A 16,144-nucleotide genomic window follows, 5' to 3' on the forward strand; every position below is an offset into this window, starting at 1 on the left:
CCCCCGGGCTGCCGCCTGTCCCCTCCTTAGTGGCGGCGGCCCACCCCCTCTTCAACATCACAGGAGATATAAGATGACACAGATACTCCGCATTGACGCCAGCGCCCGCCATGTGGGTTCGACCACCCGCGACCTCGCCGACCGCCTGATCGCCAAGCTCCAAGGCTCCGAATATGGTGCCGAGGTGGTAGTGCGCGACCTCGCTCTCAATCCGCCGCCGCTGCTGACACAGGACTGGGTCCACGCCAATTTTACCGACGACGCGGCGCGCAACCCCGATCAACAGGCTGCGCTAGCAGTATCGGACGTGCTGATTGCCGAACTAGAGGCTGCTGACACCATCGTCATCGCCGCCCCCATCTATAATTTCGGTGTCCCCGCCGCGCTCAAGGCCTGGGTCGACATGATTGCCCGCGCACGCAAGACGTTCCGCTATACCGAAACCGGCCCTGTCGGGCTGTTGACCGGCAAGAAAGCCTATGTCGTCATGGCATCGGGCGGCACCGCGGTTGGCAGCGCAATTGATTTCGCGAGCGGTTATCTGCGCCATATATTGGGCTTTGTCGGCATCTCCGATGTCGAAATTGTCGCGGCGGACCAGTTGATGGTCGATGCCGACGCCGCGCTGGCCAAGGCCGGTACCCATATCGACAGCATCCCCCTCGCGGCCTGACATCCCCCATCCCTCGGGCCGTGCGATCCGGTGTCCGTCCCCTTGGCAGTCGGGGCGGGCACCGGATTAGTGTCATGACCAAGCCGCGCCTTTCGCATTGGTCGTCCGCGCCTTCTGTCCTATAGGCCGGCGATGCTTTTAACCGATCACATCCTGTTCCTCGATGGCGAGTCTATCGTCATCGACAAACCGGCGGGCCTTCCCGTCGATCCGCCGCGCGACGACAGCATCAGCCTCGTCAATCATCTCGACAGTCTGCGCTTTGGTTTCAAGCGCTGGCCACTGGCGGTGCACCGGCTTGATCGAGACACATCAGGCTGCCTGCTTCTCGCCCGCAATCCCAAAGCGCACGCCCGCTTCACCAAGGCGTTCGAGGCGCGCGAGGTCGAGAAATCCTATCTCGCCATCCTCGACGGCATCCCCGAAGGCGATGGCGGCACCATCGACATTCCCTTGCGTAAAATATCGTCCGCCGAAGAGGGCTGGCGCATGGTCGGCGGCAAGGCGGGAGAACGTGACGTCAAGGCAGCAACATCACTATGGGAAAAACTCGCCGTGGTCGGCAATCGCACGCTGCTGCGCTTTCGCCCGACCACCGGCCGCACCCATCAATTGCGCGTCCATGCACTCGAAGGTCTGGGCCATCCGTTGGTCGGCGACCCCGTTTATGGCAATGGCGGGCCAAAAGGACAGACACGCCTTCACGCCGAACGACTGATCGTTCAACGCGGCGAAAAGCCGCCGATTATCGCCGAAGCCCCCTTCCCCGCCAGCTTTATCGCGCTGGGCTTTGCCGCGCCGGAAGGCGCAGAGCCGACCCGTGGCTGATATTCCCGAGTCCGCGATCAGCGAGAAGTTTCTCGCGGGAACCGGACCGGGCGGGCAAAATGTCAACAAGGTCGCCACCGCGTGCCAATTGCGCGTCAATGTTTATGCGCTCGGCCTGCCCCCCGACGCCTTTAAGCGATTGAAATCTCTGGCCGGAAGCCGGATGACGAGCGACGGTGAGCTCATCATATTGGCGCGCCGCTATCGCAGCCAGGAGGGCAATCGCGCCGACGCGCGCCAGCGCATGTCCGACTTGATCGATGCGGCGCTCGTCCGCCCCGAACGGCGGGTCAAGACCAAGGTCAGCAAGGCCGCCAAGGCGCGCCGCGTCGACAGCAAAAAGGCCCGCGCGTCGGTGAAGGCCGGACGCGGACGGGTGCGCAGCCACGATTGAGCGACGGGTCTGACGACCGCCTATTGCTTTTCCGAAGATTCAGCATGTCTATTTACTTACAAGTAACTAGCGCGGCCTAAAACAGCCGCAGGATCAGCTAGTAGGGATCGCATTTCACTGTGCTGGAAAAGATAATCACCCCGGAAAAGAAGGACAAAGAAGTCCGCGGCTCCGCACGGGCACCTGTCAAGGCGCGCGCCCGTTTTCGTGAGGCCGGGCGCAATCCTTTTGACGTCGAACTGCACGACCTGTCATCGACGGGCTTTCGTATGGTGACGTTCAGCCGCCCGCATATCGGCAGCAGCATCTGGGTCACATTGCCCGGACTCGACACCCGCGAAGCCATTATCCGGCGCGCCAACAACAATGATTTTGGCTGTGAATTTGTCGAACCGCTGTACCCGGCGGTCGCCGAACATCTGCAACGGCGTTTCCGTTAACCGGTTCGAGGCCGCGCCCTATACCGGCGCAATCTCTGACATCGTCAAAATATGCTTCCACTCGCTGGCGCGCACCGGCGCGACCGACAGGCGTGACTGACGGACCAGTTCCATATCGACGAGCTTGGGATCGGCTTTGATCGCGGCGAGCGTCACCGGATTCGCCAGCGGGCGGACCGGCGCGACACGCACCACCACCCAGGGTGACCCCGGTTCGGCGGTCGGGTCGGGAAAGGCGGTTTCGGTAATGGTCATGATGCCCACGCACGCCTTGCCGATATTGCTGTGATACAGGAACGCCTCGTCGCCAACCTGCATCTTTTTCATGTTCAGCTTGGCGGTGTGATTGCGCACGCCGTCCCAGATGCCGGTGCCGTCGGCGACCAGATCATCCCAGCTATAGGCGTCGGGTTCGGATTTCATCAGCCAATATTGTTTTGTCATGCCGCCCTTCTAAACATTGCGCCGCGATTGAAAAGAGCGAGCCTCTTTCCCCGCGCGGTAGAGGCTCCTACATGCGGACTATGTGAATCGCGGGCGGCCTGCCCGCCCCAAAATGGATAACCCGATGACGGCTGCTGTACCGATGATTTCCATGGCCCTTCCGGCCGACACATTTGCACAGGATTTTGGCGCTTCGTTCGAACGCTTTGGCTTTGCGATGATCGCCGATCATGGCATCGACCCCGTGCTGATCGACCGCGCGTGGGACAAGGCCAAGGCCTTTTTCGCGCTGCCCGAAGAGATTAAGCAAAGCTATTTCATCCCCGGCGGCGGCGGCGCGCGAGGCTATACCCCGTTCGGCACCGAAATCGCCAAGGGCGCAACAGAGGTCGACCTCAAGGAATTCTGGCACGTCGGCCGCGACCTTCCCGAAGGCCACCGCCTCGCCGCGCAACAGCCGAACAATATCTGGCCGCGCGAAGTGCAAAGCTTTCGCGATACGTTCGAGACACTGTTCGCCGAATTCGACCGCGTCGGCGCGCAATTGCTGTCGGGAATCGCCCGTTATCTGGGGCTGGCATCCGATTTTTTCGACGACACGGTGGCCGACGGCAACAGCGTCATGCGCCTGCTCCACTATCCCCCCGTCGCCGCGCCCGCCAAGGGCATCCGCGCCGAGGCGCATGAGGACATCAACACCATCACCCTGCTGCTCGGGGCCGACGAAGCCGGCCTCGAAATCCTCGACAAGGACGGCAGCTGGCTCCCCGTCGCGCCGCCGCCGGGCGCGATGGCGGTCAATGTCGGCGACATGCTACAACGGCTGACCAACAACCGCCTGCCGTCCACCACCCACCGCGTCCGCAACCCCGACGCGGGGCGGGCCAGTATCGCGCGTTATTCGATGCCGTTCTTTCTACATTTCCGGTCGGATTATATGATCGAGACGCTGGACCAATGCGTCGATGCCGCACACCCGAACGCCTATCCCGGGCCGATTACGGCGGATGAGTATCTGCAGCAACGGTTGCGCGAGATTGGGTTGGTTAAATAGGGTCGACGATGATTCCCCTAGGGCCGTCAGCTAAATAATCTTCTCGTCATGCTGAACTTGTTTCAGCATCCACGGCCTGACCCCGCGCCCTTAGGCCATGGACCCTGAATCAAGTTCAGGGTGACGTTTCAGAAACGCGCGTGGATGGCCGCAATGGGGTGAGCAGCTGCCTTTTATATCAATCGACAACCTCAAGCCGCCGACGTGTAAGATTGTGCGAAATAAATGCCGCGAGGGCCCAAACAGGAGTGAACAGCAGCGATGTTGCCGCGGCACCAATTAGCATCCAGAGCCAGACCGGCTGATAGGGAATGCGCTCGACCGGGATACTGAAATACCAGATCGCGAACCCCAAAAACGACAGAATTGCTGGAAAGTAGGACCAAGCCATCAATGCGTTTTTGCGAGTTTTTGATTTGGGGATGAACGCGATACAAATGCTGCCGATGATCGCTAACGGAGTTGAAGCGCCGACAACCAGCAAAATCATCGCAAGATCGTTGCCATACATATCTGGTTCGCCTCGCCGTTACCGAACTACGTTAGAGTTTGGCTCTCAACGACTGCAACTAGGTCGCAAGCAGTCATACCTCACCGCCCCGCCCCGCCCAATAGTCAAACACCACCTTCTGCTGTTCGCGAATAAACCGCGCGGCCTCTGCGCCTTCCCACGGGCCGGTATAGCCGAGGAGCAGCGGGATTCCGCCGACCCACCAGCCTTGGCCCGGCAAGCCGTCGCTTTCGCGCACCACCAGCACCGCCATGTCGGGCTGTCCGTCGAGGGCGCATAGCCGGTCGACTTCGCCGAGCGTCTGGCACACGGCGCGCATTTTGGGGCGGCTGAAGCGGAACCCCAGATCGCCGAGCAGTTCGGAGTAGCTGACCACACGGCTTTCGCGCGCCGCCTCGGTCAGGATCGCGCGGATGCGCGGCGCGTCGCTCAGCGCATGGGCGTCCGCCGCGACCGGCGCGTCGCCCAGACCCTGATCTATGCCTTTTTGGGCGGCCATGGAATAAATCCTGATGTGCGTTGAACATAATCGGCATAGGCGGGGCGTGTCTTGTGCAACCCTTTTTCCAGCAGCGCCTTGCCCGACCAGCGCGTCAGGGTAAAGGTCAGGAACAGCGGCCCGATCAGGCTGGCCAGCCCCACCCACAGCCCGGCATCGGCGGCGAGCAGCCAGATCCCCCACCATGTCAGCGCATCGCCGAAATAATTGGGATGCCGCGTATAGCGCCACAGGCCGGTGTCGAGCACCTGCCCCTCGGTCGCCGGATTGGCGCGAAAGGCGCGCAGTTGCGCGTCGCCGATGCTTTCAAACGCCACGCCGGCCAGCGCCAGCGCCACCCCGACCCAGCCGAGCGCGCCCACCGTCTGCATCGGTGCAGCCGCGCTCGCCCAGATACCGATCTGCACGGGCAAGCAGGTGATGAACAGCAACGGTGCCTGCATCAACCACGCCATGACCAGTGCGGCGCGCGCCCAGCTCCAACCCTTGCGCTCGACCGTGCCGCCGATGATGCGGGTATAGCGCGGGTCCTCTCCCTCGCGTCGCCAGCGCAGGAACAGATGCGACGACAGCCGCAAGCCCCACAGCGCCACCAGCGCCAGCAACAAAGCGCCGCGCAGCCCGCCAAGGCCGGCCTGCGCCACCGTGGCCAGCGCAACGAGAACCATGCCGAACGCCCAGAAACTGTCGATGAAGGATACATCGCGGATCGCCACCGACACCCGCCACAAGATCAGGATCACAACGATCAGGCCGAGGAAGTTCATCCCCAGTAGCATCGGTAAAGCTGTCATGCGCCGCCTCCTGCGTCGTCACCCAATATGGCCTCGATCGATTTGACCGCACGCTCGGGTTTTTTGGGGATACAGCTGCGATAGACCTCGAACACTTTGGTCATGTCGGCACGAAAATCGCCCGTGGGCCAGATCATCGGACCCAGCCCGCCGGTCTTGGTCCCATAATCCATCATCCCGACGACCAGCGGCACTTTGGCCGCGACCGCGATATGATAAAATCCGGTGCGCCATTTTTTGGTCTGACTGCGCGTGCCTTCGGGGGCGACAGTCAGCATGAATTCGGCGCGGCGCGCAAATTCGTCGACCATCTGCTGAACATAGTCGCGTCCGCCCGTGCGATCGACGGGGATGCCGCCCATTTGTTTCATAAATCCCGCCAGCGGCCATTTGAACAGCGACAATTTGCCCATGAAATGCGGGCGAATCCCGATGTCGGCGGTCAGCCCCAGAAAGTTGACAAAATCCCAGTTGCTGGTGTGCGGCGCGGCAATGATGACAAAGCGGCGGGGTTCGGGAATCTCCCCCACCGCGGTCCAGCCACGCATCCGGTACAACAGCAGCAACAACCGCCGCACGCCGCGCGCCACCCATCCCGGTGGATCATCTTCGATAGCCGTCACACCCTCTCCTTTTCCCCGACACAGGCTTGGGCGAAAGCGTGAAGCGGTGCAAGCCGCTCTCTTGTCTCTTTCGCCCTTTGCCTTGTGACGCACAGCTTGCTATCGGCGCGCAACCATGGCGAATTCCACCGATGATCCCGACAGCGACAAACCCGTGACCGGCATGACCGACACGCCGTTCGGCAGCGCGCTGTCCGAACGCTATCTGGTCTATGCCTTGTCCACGATTACCGCGCGGTCGCTGCCCGATTTGCGCGATGGTTTGAAACCTGTTCACCGCCGTTTGCTGTGGGCGATGCGCGCAATGAAGCTCGACCCGTCGCAGGGGTACAAGAAATCGGCGCGCGTCGTCGGTGATGTCATCGGTAAATTCCACCCGCATGGCGACACCGCGGTTTATGACGCGATGGTCCGGCTCGCACAGGATTTCTCGCTGCGCTATCCGCTTGTCGACGGACAGGGCAATTTCGGCAATATCGACGGCGATAACGCCGCCGCCTATCGCTATACAGAGGCGCGGCTGACCCGCGTTGCGGTCGACCTGATGCAGGGGCTCGACGAAGGCACGGTCGATTTTCGTCCCACCTATAATGGCGAGGATGAAGAGCCCGAAATCATGCCGGGGCTGTTCCCCAACCTGCTCGCCAATGGCGCCAGCGGGATCGCGGTCGGCATGGCGACCAATATTCCGCCGCACAATGCCGCCGAGGTGATCGACGCCGCGCTGCTCTTGATCGAAAATCCCCGCGCCGAACTCGCCGAATTGCTGGCCCATGTGAAGGGACCGGATTTTCCCACCGGCGGCATCATCGTCGACAGCGCCGAAACGATCGCCCATGCCTATGAGACCGGACGCGGCGGGTTTCGCATCCGCGCCCGCTTTTCCACCGGTCGCCTCGACGATGGTGGCTGGGAAACAACGGGCATTGAGAAATTGTCGGGAGGCACCTGGCAACTGGTCATCAGCGAAATCCCCTATGGCGTCGCCAAGGGCAAACTGATCGAACAGATTGCCACGCTGATTGCCGACAAGAAACTGCCGATATTGGAGGATGTGCGCGACGAATCGGATGAAAATCTGCGCATCGTCCTGACCCCCAAAAGCCGCAACATCGACCCCGACATATTGATGCAAAGCCTGTTCCGGCTGACCGATCTTGAAAGCCGGTTCGCACTCAACCTCAACGTCCTTGACGCAACGCGCACGCCCAAGGTGATGGGGCTGCACCAGTTGCTTACCGAATGGCTGGCGCATCAGATTGTCGTGCTGGTCCGCCGCGCCGAGCACCGGATTGCCAAGATTGACGACCGGTTGGAACTGGTCGCGGGCTATATCACCGCCTTTTTGAACCTCGACCGGATCATCGAGATCATCCGCAACGAGGATCAGCCCAAGCCGGTGATGATCGCCGAATTCACGCTGACCGACCGTCAGGCAGAGGCCATCCTCAACATGCGGCTGCGCAGCTTGCGCAAGCTGGAGGAAATGGAGCTGAAGCGCGAACAGGCCGACCTGACCGCCGAACGCGCAGATCTGGTCAAATTGATCGAAAGCCCGGCGCGTCAGCGCACGCGGCTACGCAAGGATCTGGAAAAGCTGCGCGCGGTTTACGGCCCCGACACGAAACTGGGCGCGCGGCGCTCGACGCTAGCCGAGGCGGCACCTGCCCGCGACATACCGCTCGACGCGATGATCGAGAAAGAGCCGATCACCGTCATCCTGTCCAAACGCGGCTGGGTGCGGGCGCAGCGCGGCCATGTCGCGTCCGATCAATGGGCCGACTTCAAGTTCAAAGACGGCGACGAGATGTTATTCGCCGCGCACGCCCAGACCACCGACAAATTGCTGATCGCTGCCAGTGACGGCCGCTTTTTCACTGTTGGTGCCGACAAGCTGCCCGGTGGGCGCGGCTTTGGCGAACCGTTGCGACTGATGGTCGATATCGACCCCGAAGCACGCATCGTCGCGATGATTCCGGCCAGCGCCGAAGGCCGCTTGTTGCTTGCCTCGACCAGCGGGCACGGCTTTGTGGTGCAGATGAGCGAAGTCGTCGCCGAAACGCGCAAGGGCCGCAATGTCGTCAATCTGAAGCCCAAGGCGCAACTGATCGTTGTCCGCGCGCTGGCCAGCGATGACGACAGTGTGGCGGCGGTGGGCGACAATCGCAAACTCGTCGTTTTCCCGCTGTCCGAAGTGCCGGTGATGACACGCGGCCAAGGCGTCATGTTGCAACGCTATCGCGACGGCGGGCTGTCCGATGCGACCAGCTTTGCCTTTGCCGAAGGATTGAGCTGGGCGATGGGCGGCGACAGCGGGCGCACCCGCACCGAAACCGACCTGACCGCGTGGCGCGTCGCACGCGGCGCCGCCGGGCGGATGCCACCAACCGGCTTTCCGCGGAATAATCGCTTCGGCTGACCGCATTTTATTGTCGCCGTAAACAGCATCTTAACCCCGATGCTACTACGCCCGCTAGGAAATGGGTAAAGGTCGCACTCAACCCGACATCGCTGTCAACAGCGATCCGGCACAAAGCCGGCCGACACTATATGTCGGCTGGATTGATGCGTTGCCCGTTCCCGCCGCCCTGATTCGCCCGCTCAAGCGTGGCAGTTTTCGGCTTCATGCCAGCAATGCGGCCTTTGACCGGCTGAACCTGTCACCAACGGCCACCGACACGCCGATCGAATTGACGCGCGCTGTTGAAAGAGCCGTCTATGAGCCTGTCGAGAATATCAGCTTCGCCTGCCGACTGGGCGATGGTGTCGGCGCGCGTGAATTGCGCGGTGCCATCGGCCTGTTGTCGGCCGATGACGGCAGCGAAACCCTGTTTCTGCTGACCCTGATCGATCGCACGCAGGAGTTGATGGTCGAACGCAATTTGCGCCGCGAACTGGTGTCGGACAGCCTGACCGGCCTGCCCAATCGCACCGGATTCGAAGAGATGATCGAACGACGGCTGGAGGATGAGCAGTCCGATGACCATGCCATATTGTTGCTCGATCTGGCGCGGTTCAGCCGCATCAACGAACATGTCGGCCCGATGGCGGGTGACGAGCTGATTATCACCGTGGCGCGCCGTTTGAAATCCAGCCTGCGCAGCGGCGACATATTGGCGCGCACCGGCGGCGACGAATTCGCCATTTCGTCGCGCATCACCGGCGGCAAGGCCGATGTGCGCGAAATTGCCCGCCGCATCCGTGGCTGCTTTGACCACCCGTTGCGGATCGGTGAACTGCAGGTCAGCGTCGATTGCGCGGTCGGTTGCGCCATCCAGGCGAAGGGCGAAGGTGACATTGCCGACCAGCTGCGCCACGCGCAAATCGCGCTAAAGCGCGCCAAACAAACCGACCGCATCGAGATTTACGAACCCGAAGCCGCCCTATTGTCACTCAACCGCTTCGGCCTCGAGACTGAATTGCGGAGCGCGATCGAGGATGATCGGTTGCATCTGGAATTTCAGCCACTGATTGAATTTGAATCGGGCAAAGTCGCCGGATTCGAGGCTTTGGCGCGATGGAATAATGCACGCGGCAACATGATCTCGCCCACCGAATTCATCCCGGTCGCCGAAGATTCGGGGCTGATCGTTCCACTCGGCCAATGGGCGGTCAACAAGGCTGCCGAAACCCTGGCCTATTGGGACGCCCAAAATGGCGGGACGGTGGTCGATTGCCATGTTGCTGTGAACGTATCGGCGATACAGCTGGTACGCGACGATATTGCGGCGGTCCTGCGACAGGCACTGGCGGCCAACGGCATTACCGCCGACCGGCTGATGTTCGAACTCACCGAAAGCGCCATTATTGGCGATCCCGACCTTGCGCTGTCTGTGCTCAACGAATTGAAGGCGCTCGACGCGCGGGTCGCCATGGATGATTTCGGCACCGGCTATTCCAACCTGGCCTATCTGCAACGCCTGCCGCTCGACGTGCTCAAAATTGACCGCAGCTTTGTCGACCGGATGGTCGATGACCGCGAAAAAGTGGCGATTGTCCGCACCATTCAAAGCCTCGCCGAAACGCTCGGCATGAAAACCACGGCAGAGGGCGTTGAAACCACCGATCAGGCACGATTATTGTCGGCACTCGGCTGTGATTTCGGTCAGGGATTTTTGTTCGCCCGGCCGTTGAGCACCGACGATGCCTTCGCCTTTTGGCGCGCCTCGATCGATCAGCCGATATTCTGATCGAGCAGCGCCGCCACGCGCGCGGCATCGGGGAAATCTTCGCGCACCCACGCGGCCTCAACGCTTTTCAGGATGCGTGCCACATCAGGCCCCACTGCAATCCCGCGCGCAACAATGTCGCCGCCCTTTAGCGGCAAGACGGGCGGGTCCCAGTTCCGCAACTGCTCTGCCGCAACCCTTGAGCTGGTGGTATCGCCATAGAGCAAATGGATATCGCGCGCCGCGTCCTCGCCATAGTCATAGGCAAGCTGACGCACCGGACGCGCGGCGGCGTCGGCCTGACCGGCCAGCAACATCAAATGTTTACGCTGCCGCGTCGACAGGCGCAGACGGTGGGCGACCCCGACAGCGGCCTCTTTTCCGCCCGCAAGCAGCGCCGACAGGCGCCGGATAGCAGACGCACCGGCGCCAGCGGCCTCTTCATTGCGGAGCAGCCGGTCGAGGGCGCGGTTCAGGTCGGGATTGGATTCGGGAAGCATCGTCGCAAAAATACCGTCCGCTGCCATCTGCGCGACAATCGCACGCGGATCGGGCAGCCCCAATATCTTGAGCAACTCGTCCGCCACCCGCTCGCGCGACAGGCTTTTCAAGGACTCGCGCGCCGCGACAACCGCCGCGTGCGAAATGGGGTCGAGCGGCCCTTTCCCGAAACGCGCGGCAAAGCGATAAAAGCGCAAAATGCGCAGATGATCCTCGGCAATCCGCGTCGCCGCGTCGCCAATGAAAACCACGCGTCCCGCCTTCAGGTCGTCGAGTCCACCAAACCAGTCGCTAATCTCGCCGGTCGCGGGGTCGGCATAAAGCGCGTTGATCGTGAAATCGCGCCGCGCCGCATCTTCTTGCCAGTCATCGGCAAAGGCGACCGTCGCGCGGCGTCCATCGGTCGCCACATCGCGCCGCAAGGTCGTGATTTCGTGCCGGTCGCCATCGGCCACTGCCGTCACGGTGCCATGCGCGATGCCGGTCGGCACCACCTTGATCGCCGCCGTCTCTAGTCGCTCGGTCACCTGCACGGGGGTCAGCGGAGTAGCCAGATCGACGTCGGTCACCGGCAGGCCGAGCAAAGTATCGCGCACCGCTCCGCCGACATAGCGCACCGCGCCGCCCTTACCCGACAGCGCGGCAACAATGCGCTGCAAACCGGGCGCATCGCGCCACGTCGCTGCGGGCAACCGGCTCATTTGTGCCAGCCCGTCGGCATCCGCCGCGCCAAATTGATGATGATACCCGCTGTCACGCCCCAGATCCGTCGCCCTTGCCAATCCATGTCATAATAGCGGCGCGCACGGCCCTGCCAATGCGCCTCATGCAGCGCATAATTATCGGCATTGAATAATGTGTCGAGCGGCACTTCAAACCAGTCCTCGACCTCGTCGGGATTGGGCTCAAACACCAGATCGGGCGGGATCACGCCCAGCACCGGCGTAATCAAGAAGCCGCTGCCCGACCGATAAGCCTCGGTCTGTCCGGCGACCATCACATCGCGCGGGCTTAGCCCGATTTCCTCTTCGGCCTCGCGCAGGGCGGCATCGACGGCATCGCGGTCACCGGGATCAATCTTGCCGCCCGGAAAAGCCACTTGTCCCGCATGATTGCGCAGCCATTGCGGACGCTGGGTCAGGATGACGCCGGGGTTGGGACGATCGGTAAAGGCAATCAGCACCGCGGCATCGCGCACCTTGTCCGCTTGCCCCGCCAGATAGGCTTCATCCTCGCCCGCGTCGGGTAGTAAATGGTTGAGCGCATAGCGCAATTTTTCCGACAGCATCAGGCGGCCACCAACGGAAAGCATATGCCATCGGACCAGAGCGCGGGCGGGTCGCGTCCCTCGGCCAGAGCCATGTCGACCAGTTCATAATAGAGCGGGCGGCTGATCCGCGCCTGCAGCCCGCCGCCCTTGTCGCCGCGCACATGGAGTCGTGGGTCGGGGTCGGCGGGATCATCGCCAAAGCTCAATCCATGGTCGGGTCCCGCCAGCACCAGGTCGTCGGTGTCGAGCCGGAACAGCAGACGGCGTTCCTTGCCCTCACCCTCGCTTTTCAGTTCGACAGCGCGAAAGGCGGTATCCTCGACAGCAATCGCCAGTCGTTCGCCCGGCGTCACCAACACATGGCTGCCGTCGTCCTCGCGCCGCAAAATAGTCGAAAACAGTTTGACCATCGCGGGGCGGTTGATCGGGTCGCCCTGATGAAACCAGCGGCCATCGGCACGAATTTCCATCTCGCTGTCACCGTTGCGCGTCGGATTCCACTCATCGACCGGCGGCAATTTGCGCGCCGCCAGCAATTCGGCGGCCTCGGTCAGCGAAAGCTGTGAAAATTCGGCGGGAAGCGAAGGAGCGGGGCTGACCATCCCTCCGACATAGGCGGACAGGCGCGCGGCGCAAGTCCGACCGGTCAACGCGGACCGATTGTTCCGCCCGCTATCGGCACCTTGTGCACGCCGATGTCCCGCGCAAGCAGGCGATGCGCCTCAAAAGGCCCCGGCAAGTCCCATGCGCCCGTCGCCTCGGCGGTAAAGCCAAAGAAGCGGCTGTAATATTCGGGATCGCCGACCATCATCAGCGCTGCATCTGCGTTGCGCTCGGCCGCTTTCAACATATGCGCCATCAACAGGCGGCCATGGCCGTCGCGTTGCTGATCGGGCATCACCGCGACCGGCCCGACCATCACCAGCGGCGTGACGCTGCCATCCGCCGCGCGATGCGCGACCGGCCAGCACTGGATCGTCGCGATCAGCGCGTCATTTTCCAACAGGGCAAAGCTCAGCGCCGGAATTGCGGCCATCCCCGCGCGCAGGCGATAGGCGGTGCGGCTGTGGCGATCCGCGCCAAATGCGGCGTCGAGCAACGCCTCGACGCTGTCCGCATCAATCTCCGACAATGGAAGTAACTCGACCAACGCCCACCCTTTCGCTAATGCGGCGGCGCTTTAGGGGGCGAGCGGCCATATTGCAAAGCGCAATATCGCCCGCCCGATCGACAGGATGATGGCGTGACTGACCAATTATGGCTGGAAGTGGACGGGTTGACCGTTCAGGTGCTGACCGGCGTTTACTCCGAAGAAACCCACTTGCCGCAGCCGCTGCGCATCTCGCTGCGCGCGCGACTTGGCATGGCCGATCATTATGATCCGACAACCCCGCTCAGCACGTCCAAAAGCTATATGGACCTGAAATTCGCCGCGACGCAGGCGATTCCGACCGACGTCCATTTCATTTTGATCGAAAGCGTCGCCGACCATATCATCGACACGCTGTTCCTTCAGGATGACAAGGTTCAAGAGGTTGAAGTGAAGATCGTCAAACTCGCCATCGCCGAAGAAGGCGAACAAATTGGTATCACCATGCGGCGTGCCAGAAAATGACCGGCCAGCCGCCGCTGGCGCTCGTCACGGGCGGGTTGCACCGCGTCGGGGCGGTGATCGCGGCGCGACTGGCGCGCGCGGGCTATGCGCTAGCGCTGCACAAGCGTAGTCCCGCCGAGGCTGACAAGGTGCTGGCCGATGCGCTGGCCGAAACGGGGGTTTCGGTTCACCGCTTCCGCTGCGACCTAGGCGATGCAGCGGCAGTTGACTCGCTCATCCCCGCCGTGACCGCGCATTTCGGGCGTGCGCCCGACCTGCTGGTCAATAATGCGGCTCATTTCGCTGAAGGCGGGTGGGAGGATCTGAGCGCGAGCGATTTGGCTACGATGATGCATGTCAATCATCATGCGCCGGTGATGTTGGCCAAAGCGCTTGTAGCGGCGAGCGCGCCAGATACGCGGCCCGCAATCATCAACATCGTCGACCAGCGCGTCGCCAATCCGGTCCCCGACCAGATCGCCTACAGCCTGTCCAAACAGGCACTGTGGCAAGCAACGCGCACGCTCGCTGTGGCCTTCGGCAACCGCGCCCGCGTCAACGCCGTCGCCCCCGGCCTGACCATCGCCACCGACGATTACAGCCCCGCACAAGTCGAACGGCTTGCGGCGTTGATGCCACTCGGCGCGCTTCCGACCCCCGACCAGATTGCCGATGCGGTCCTGTATCTCGCGAAGGCCGAGGCAGTGACCGGCCAAACCATCTTCGTCGACGGCGGCGCGCATCTGGCGCCGCAGGGCCGCGATTTCGTGCATCTGGAGCGGGATTAAAGCCAAAAGACCCGTTCGTGCTGAGCTTGTCGAAGCACTGCTCTTTTCTGCGCGAGGAAGGACAGCCCTTCGACAAGCTCAGGGCGAACGGGGTTAAGGGTGTTCCCTCAATAAATATGCACCGCCTTGGTCACCAGATAGCCGTCCAACCCTTCGGGGCCGCTTTCGCTGCCGAACCCCGATTCCTTGATGCCGCCGAATGGCGTGTCGGTGGTTGAAATCACAAAACTGTTCACCCCGACCATCCCGCTTTCGATCATCTCGGCGAGTTGGTTGATGCGGCGGCCATTTTCGGTGAAGGCAAAGGCGGCGAGGCCATAGGGGAGCCGGTTGGCTTGCTCGATCGCCTCGTCGAAATCCTTGAACGGCCGCATCAGCGCCATCGGACCAAAAGGTTCATGGTTCATCGCATCGGCCTCTAGCGGCACATCGGCAATCGCTGTCGGCTGAAAGAAAAAGCCCTTGTCGCCCGCTTCACCGCCGGCAACGACGCGCGCGCCCTTGGCCTTGGCATCGGCAATCATCGCTTCGAGCGCGGGGGCGCGGCGGCTGTTGGCCAGCGGCCCCATCTGTGTGTCGGTGTCCAGCCCGCTGCCGACCTTCACCTTGGCGGTGCGCTCGGCAAATCCCTTCACAAAAGCGTCGTAAATGCCTTCCTGCACATAAAAGCGCGTGGGCGAGATGCAGACTTGGCCTGCGTTGCGGAATTTCTGCCACACCACGCGGTCGAGGGTTTTTTCCAGATCACAATCGTCAAAAATCAGCACCGGCGCATGACCGCCGAGCTCCATCGTAATCCGCTTCACCCCGTCGGCGGCGAGTTTCATCAGATGCTTGCCGACCACGGTCGATCCGGTGAAGCTGACCTTGCGGATCACCGGACTGGCCAGCAGATGACGACTGATATGATCGGGAACGCCATAGACGAGCTGTGCGACACCGGCGTCGATCCCCGCGTCGGCGATGCACTGCATGATAGCGCTGGTACAGCCCGGCGTTTCTTCGGGCGCCTTGGCAATGACGACACAACCCGCAGCGAGCGCAGGGGCGATTTTCTTGGCCATCAGATTAACCGGAAAATTCCACGGGCTGAAGGCGGCGGTCGGCCCCACCGGCTGTTTCAGTACCATCGTGCGCTGCCCCGCCGGACGCTGGAGCACGCGGCCATAGATGCGTTTGCCCTCCTCGGCGAAATAGTCGAACAATCCCGCCGCCGAGGCAACCTCGCCGCGCGCTTCGGCAATCGGCTTGCCCTGTTCGAGCGTCAACAGCGTCGCAATCGGTTCGATGCGGTCGCGGATGTTCGATGCCACCTTGTGGAGCAGCGCCGCGCGCTCGTCCTGCGTCTTGGCGCGCCAGACCGGCCATGCCGCGTCGGCCGCGGCCAAGGCTTCGTCGAGATCCGCCGTGGTGGCGACAGGCAGATCGGCGATGGTCGCGCCGGTCGCCGGATTATACACAGGCGCCACATCGCGCCCCTCCCCGCTCCGCCACGCGCCGTTGATGAACAATTTCAGGTCGGCATCATAGGTGGCGGTGGTTGCAGTCATGGAGGGATCCTT

The 16,144-nt window shown here is 62.2% G+C and carries 19 protein-coding genes; 9 read left to right on the plus strand and 10 right to left on the minus strand.

Annotated features, from left to right (window positions below; all coding sequences use genetic code 11):
* Positions 1 to 73: 73 nt before the first annotated feature.
* The 4 genes from ACR3XE_RS12815 (at position 74) to ACR3XE_RS12830 (ending at position 2,335) form a co-directional block, all read left to right on the plus strand.
* On the plus strand, positions 74 to 673 hold the full coding sequence (locus ACR3XE_RS12815) for an FMN-dependent NADH-azoreductase (protein WP_473699812.1): 600 nt from the start codon (positions 74 to 76) through the stop codon (positions 671 to 673).
* A 132-nt stretch (positions 674 to 805) separates the two neighbouring features.
* Positions 806 to 1,501: an RluA family pseudouridine synthase gene (locus ACR3XE_RS12820; RefSeq protein ID WP_486185787.1), complete on the plus strand. Its 696-nt coding sequence runs from the start codon at positions 806 to 808 to the stop codon at positions 1,499 to 1,501.
* Positions 1,494 to 1,895 carry an alternative ribosome rescue aminoacyl-tRNA hydrolase ArfB gene (gene arfB, locus ACR3XE_RS12825; RefSeq protein ID WP_473699811.1) on the plus strand — a complete coding sequence of 134 codons (402 nt, stop codon included), beginning with the start codon at positions 1,494 to 1,496 and terminating at the stop codon, positions 1,893 to 1,895. Before ACR3XE_RS12820 ends, arfB begins: the two co-directional genes overlap by 8 nt.
* 119 nt (positions 1,896 to 2,014) lie before the next feature.
* Positions 2,015 to 2,335, plus strand: coding sequence for a PilZ domain-containing protein (locus ACR3XE_RS12830; protein ID WP_473699810.1), 321 nt, complete (start codon positions 2,015 to 2,017; stop codon positions 2,333 to 2,335).
* Positions 2,336 to 2,353: 18 nt separating this feature from the next.
* On the opposite strand, the gene ACR3XE_RS12835 is transcribed toward ACR3XE_RS12830, so the two are convergent.
* Positions 2,354 to 2,779, minus strand: a complete 426-nt coding sequence (locus tag ACR3XE_RS12835) for an EVE domain-containing protein (protein ID WP_486185788.1) — start codon at positions 2,777 to 2,779, stop codon at positions 2,354 to 2,356.
* A gap of 124 nt (positions 2,780 to 2,903) precedes the next feature.
* Here ACR3XE_RS12835 and ACR3XE_RS12840 point away from each other — a divergent pair, with 124 nt between their 5' ends.
* Positions 2,904 to 3,833, plus strand: coding sequence for an isopenicillin N synthase family dioxygenase (locus ACR3XE_RS12840; RefSeq protein WP_473699808.1), 930 nt, complete (start codon positions 2,904 to 2,906; stop codon positions 3,831 to 3,833).
* 178 nt (positions 3,834 to 4,011) lie between these two features.
* Here the strand turns inward: ACR3XE_RS12840 and ACR3XE_RS12845 are convergent, their stop codons facing one another.
* From ACR3XE_RS12845 to ACR3XE_RS12860, 4 genes are all read right to left on the minus strand, one after another.
* Positions 4,012 to 4,344 (minus strand): hypothetical protein, encoded by a 333-nt coding sequence (locus ACR3XE_RS12845; RefSeq protein WP_473699807.1) that lies wholly within the window; start codon positions 4,342 to 4,344, stop codon positions 4,012 to 4,014.
* A gap of 73 nt (positions 4,345 to 4,417) precedes the next feature.
* Positions 4,418 to 4,843, minus strand: a complete 426-nt coding sequence (locus ACR3XE_RS12850; protein WP_473699806.1) for a ribose-phosphate pyrophosphokinase — start codon at positions 4,841 to 4,843, stop codon at positions 4,418 to 4,420.
* Complete coding sequence (locus tag ACR3XE_RS12855) at positions 4,822 to 5,637, minus strand: DUF1295 domain-containing protein (protein ID WP_473699805.1); 816 nt, start codon at positions 5,635 to 5,637, stop codon at positions 4,822 to 4,824. Before ACR3XE_RS12855 ends, ACR3XE_RS12850 begins: the two co-directional genes overlap by 22 nt.
* The gene (locus ACR3XE_RS12860) at positions 5,634 to 6,260 is read right to left on the minus strand and encodes a lysophospholipid acyltransferase family protein (RefSeq protein WP_473699804.1); all 627 of its coding nucleotides are present in this window, start codon (positions 6,258 to 6,260) and stop codon (positions 5,634 to 5,636) included. The genes ACR3XE_RS12855 and ACR3XE_RS12860 overlap by 4 nt, the downstream gene beginning before the upstream one ends.
* A 115-nt stretch (positions 6,261 to 6,375) precedes the next feature.
* Between ACR3XE_RS12860 and parC the strand changes: the two genes are divergently transcribed.
* Entirely contained in the window at positions 6,376 to 8,679 is a 2,304-nt protein-coding gene (gene parC, locus ACR3XE_RS12865; protein ID WP_473699803.1) for a DNA topoisomerase IV subunit A, read from the plus strand.
* 61 nt (positions 8,680 to 8,740) lie between these two features.
* Positions 8,741 to 10,450 carry a putative bifunctional diguanylate cyclase/phosphodiesterase gene (locus tag ACR3XE_RS12870; protein WP_473699802.1) on the plus strand — a complete coding sequence of 570 codons (1,710 nt, stop codon included), beginning with the start codon at positions 8,741 to 8,743 and terminating at the stop codon, positions 10,448 to 10,450.
* Here the strand turns inward: ACR3XE_RS12870 and ACR3XE_RS12875 are convergent.
* The 4 genes from ACR3XE_RS12875 to ACR3XE_RS12890 are packed head-to-tail and all read right to left on the minus strand — an operon-like array spanning position 10,435 to position 13,350.
* The gene (locus ACR3XE_RS12875) at positions 10,435 to 11,712 is read right to left on the minus strand and encodes a CCA tRNA nucleotidyltransferase (protein ID WP_473699801.1); all 1,278 of its coding nucleotides are present in this window, start codon (positions 11,710 to 11,712) and stop codon (positions 10,435 to 10,437) included. The two genes, ACR3XE_RS12870 and ACR3XE_RS12875, sit on opposite strands and share 16 nt — an antisense overlap.
* Positions 11,628 to 12,218, minus strand: a complete 591-nt coding sequence (locus tag ACR3XE_RS12880) for a CoA pyrophosphatase (RefSeq protein ID WP_473700289.1) — start codon at positions 12,216 to 12,218, stop codon at positions 11,628 to 11,630. The genes ACR3XE_RS12875 and ACR3XE_RS12880 overlap by 85 nt, the downstream gene beginning before the upstream one ends.
* Complete coding sequence (locus ACR3XE_RS12885; RefSeq protein ID WP_473700288.1) at positions 12,218 to 12,802, minus strand: DUF1285 domain-containing protein; 585 nt, start codon at positions 12,800 to 12,802, stop codon at positions 12,218 to 12,220. Before ACR3XE_RS12885 ends, ACR3XE_RS12880 begins: the two co-directional genes overlap by 1 nt.
* A gap of 44 nt (positions 12,803 to 12,846) precedes the next feature.
* Positions 12,847 to 13,350 (minus strand): GNAT family N-acetyltransferase, encoded by a 504-nt coding sequence (locus tag ACR3XE_RS12890; protein WP_473699800.1) that lies wholly within the window; start codon positions 13,348 to 13,350, stop codon positions 12,847 to 12,849.
* Positions 13,351 to 13,443: 93 nt separating this feature from the next.
* On the opposite strand from ACR3XE_RS12890, the gene ACR3XE_RS12895 reads away from it, so the two are divergent.
* Positions 13,444 to 13,815: a dihydroneopterin aldolase gene (locus ACR3XE_RS12895; protein WP_473699799.1), complete on the plus strand. Its 372-nt coding sequence runs from the start codon at positions 13,444 to 13,446 to the stop codon at positions 13,813 to 13,815.
* Positions 13,812 to 14,582 carry an SDR family oxidoreductase gene (locus ACR3XE_RS12900; protein ID WP_473699798.1) on the plus strand — a complete coding sequence of 257 codons (771 nt, stop codon included), beginning with the start codon at positions 13,812 to 13,814 and terminating at the stop codon, positions 14,580 to 14,582. The genes ACR3XE_RS12895 and ACR3XE_RS12900 overlap by 4 nt, the downstream gene beginning before the upstream one ends.
* Positions 14,583 to 14,689: 107 nt before the next feature.
* Here the strand turns inward: ACR3XE_RS12900 and ACR3XE_RS12905 are convergent, their stop codons facing one another.
* The gene (locus ACR3XE_RS12905; RefSeq protein WP_473699797.1) at positions 14,690 to 16,132 is read right to left on the minus strand and encodes an NAD-dependent succinate-semialdehyde dehydrogenase; all 1,443 of its coding nucleotides are present in this window, start codon (positions 16,130 to 16,132) and stop codon (positions 14,690 to 14,692) included.
* Positions 16,133 to 16,144: the final 12 nt, after the last annotated feature.

The organism is Sphingopyxis sp. 10G20-10 (assembly GCF_057365075.1).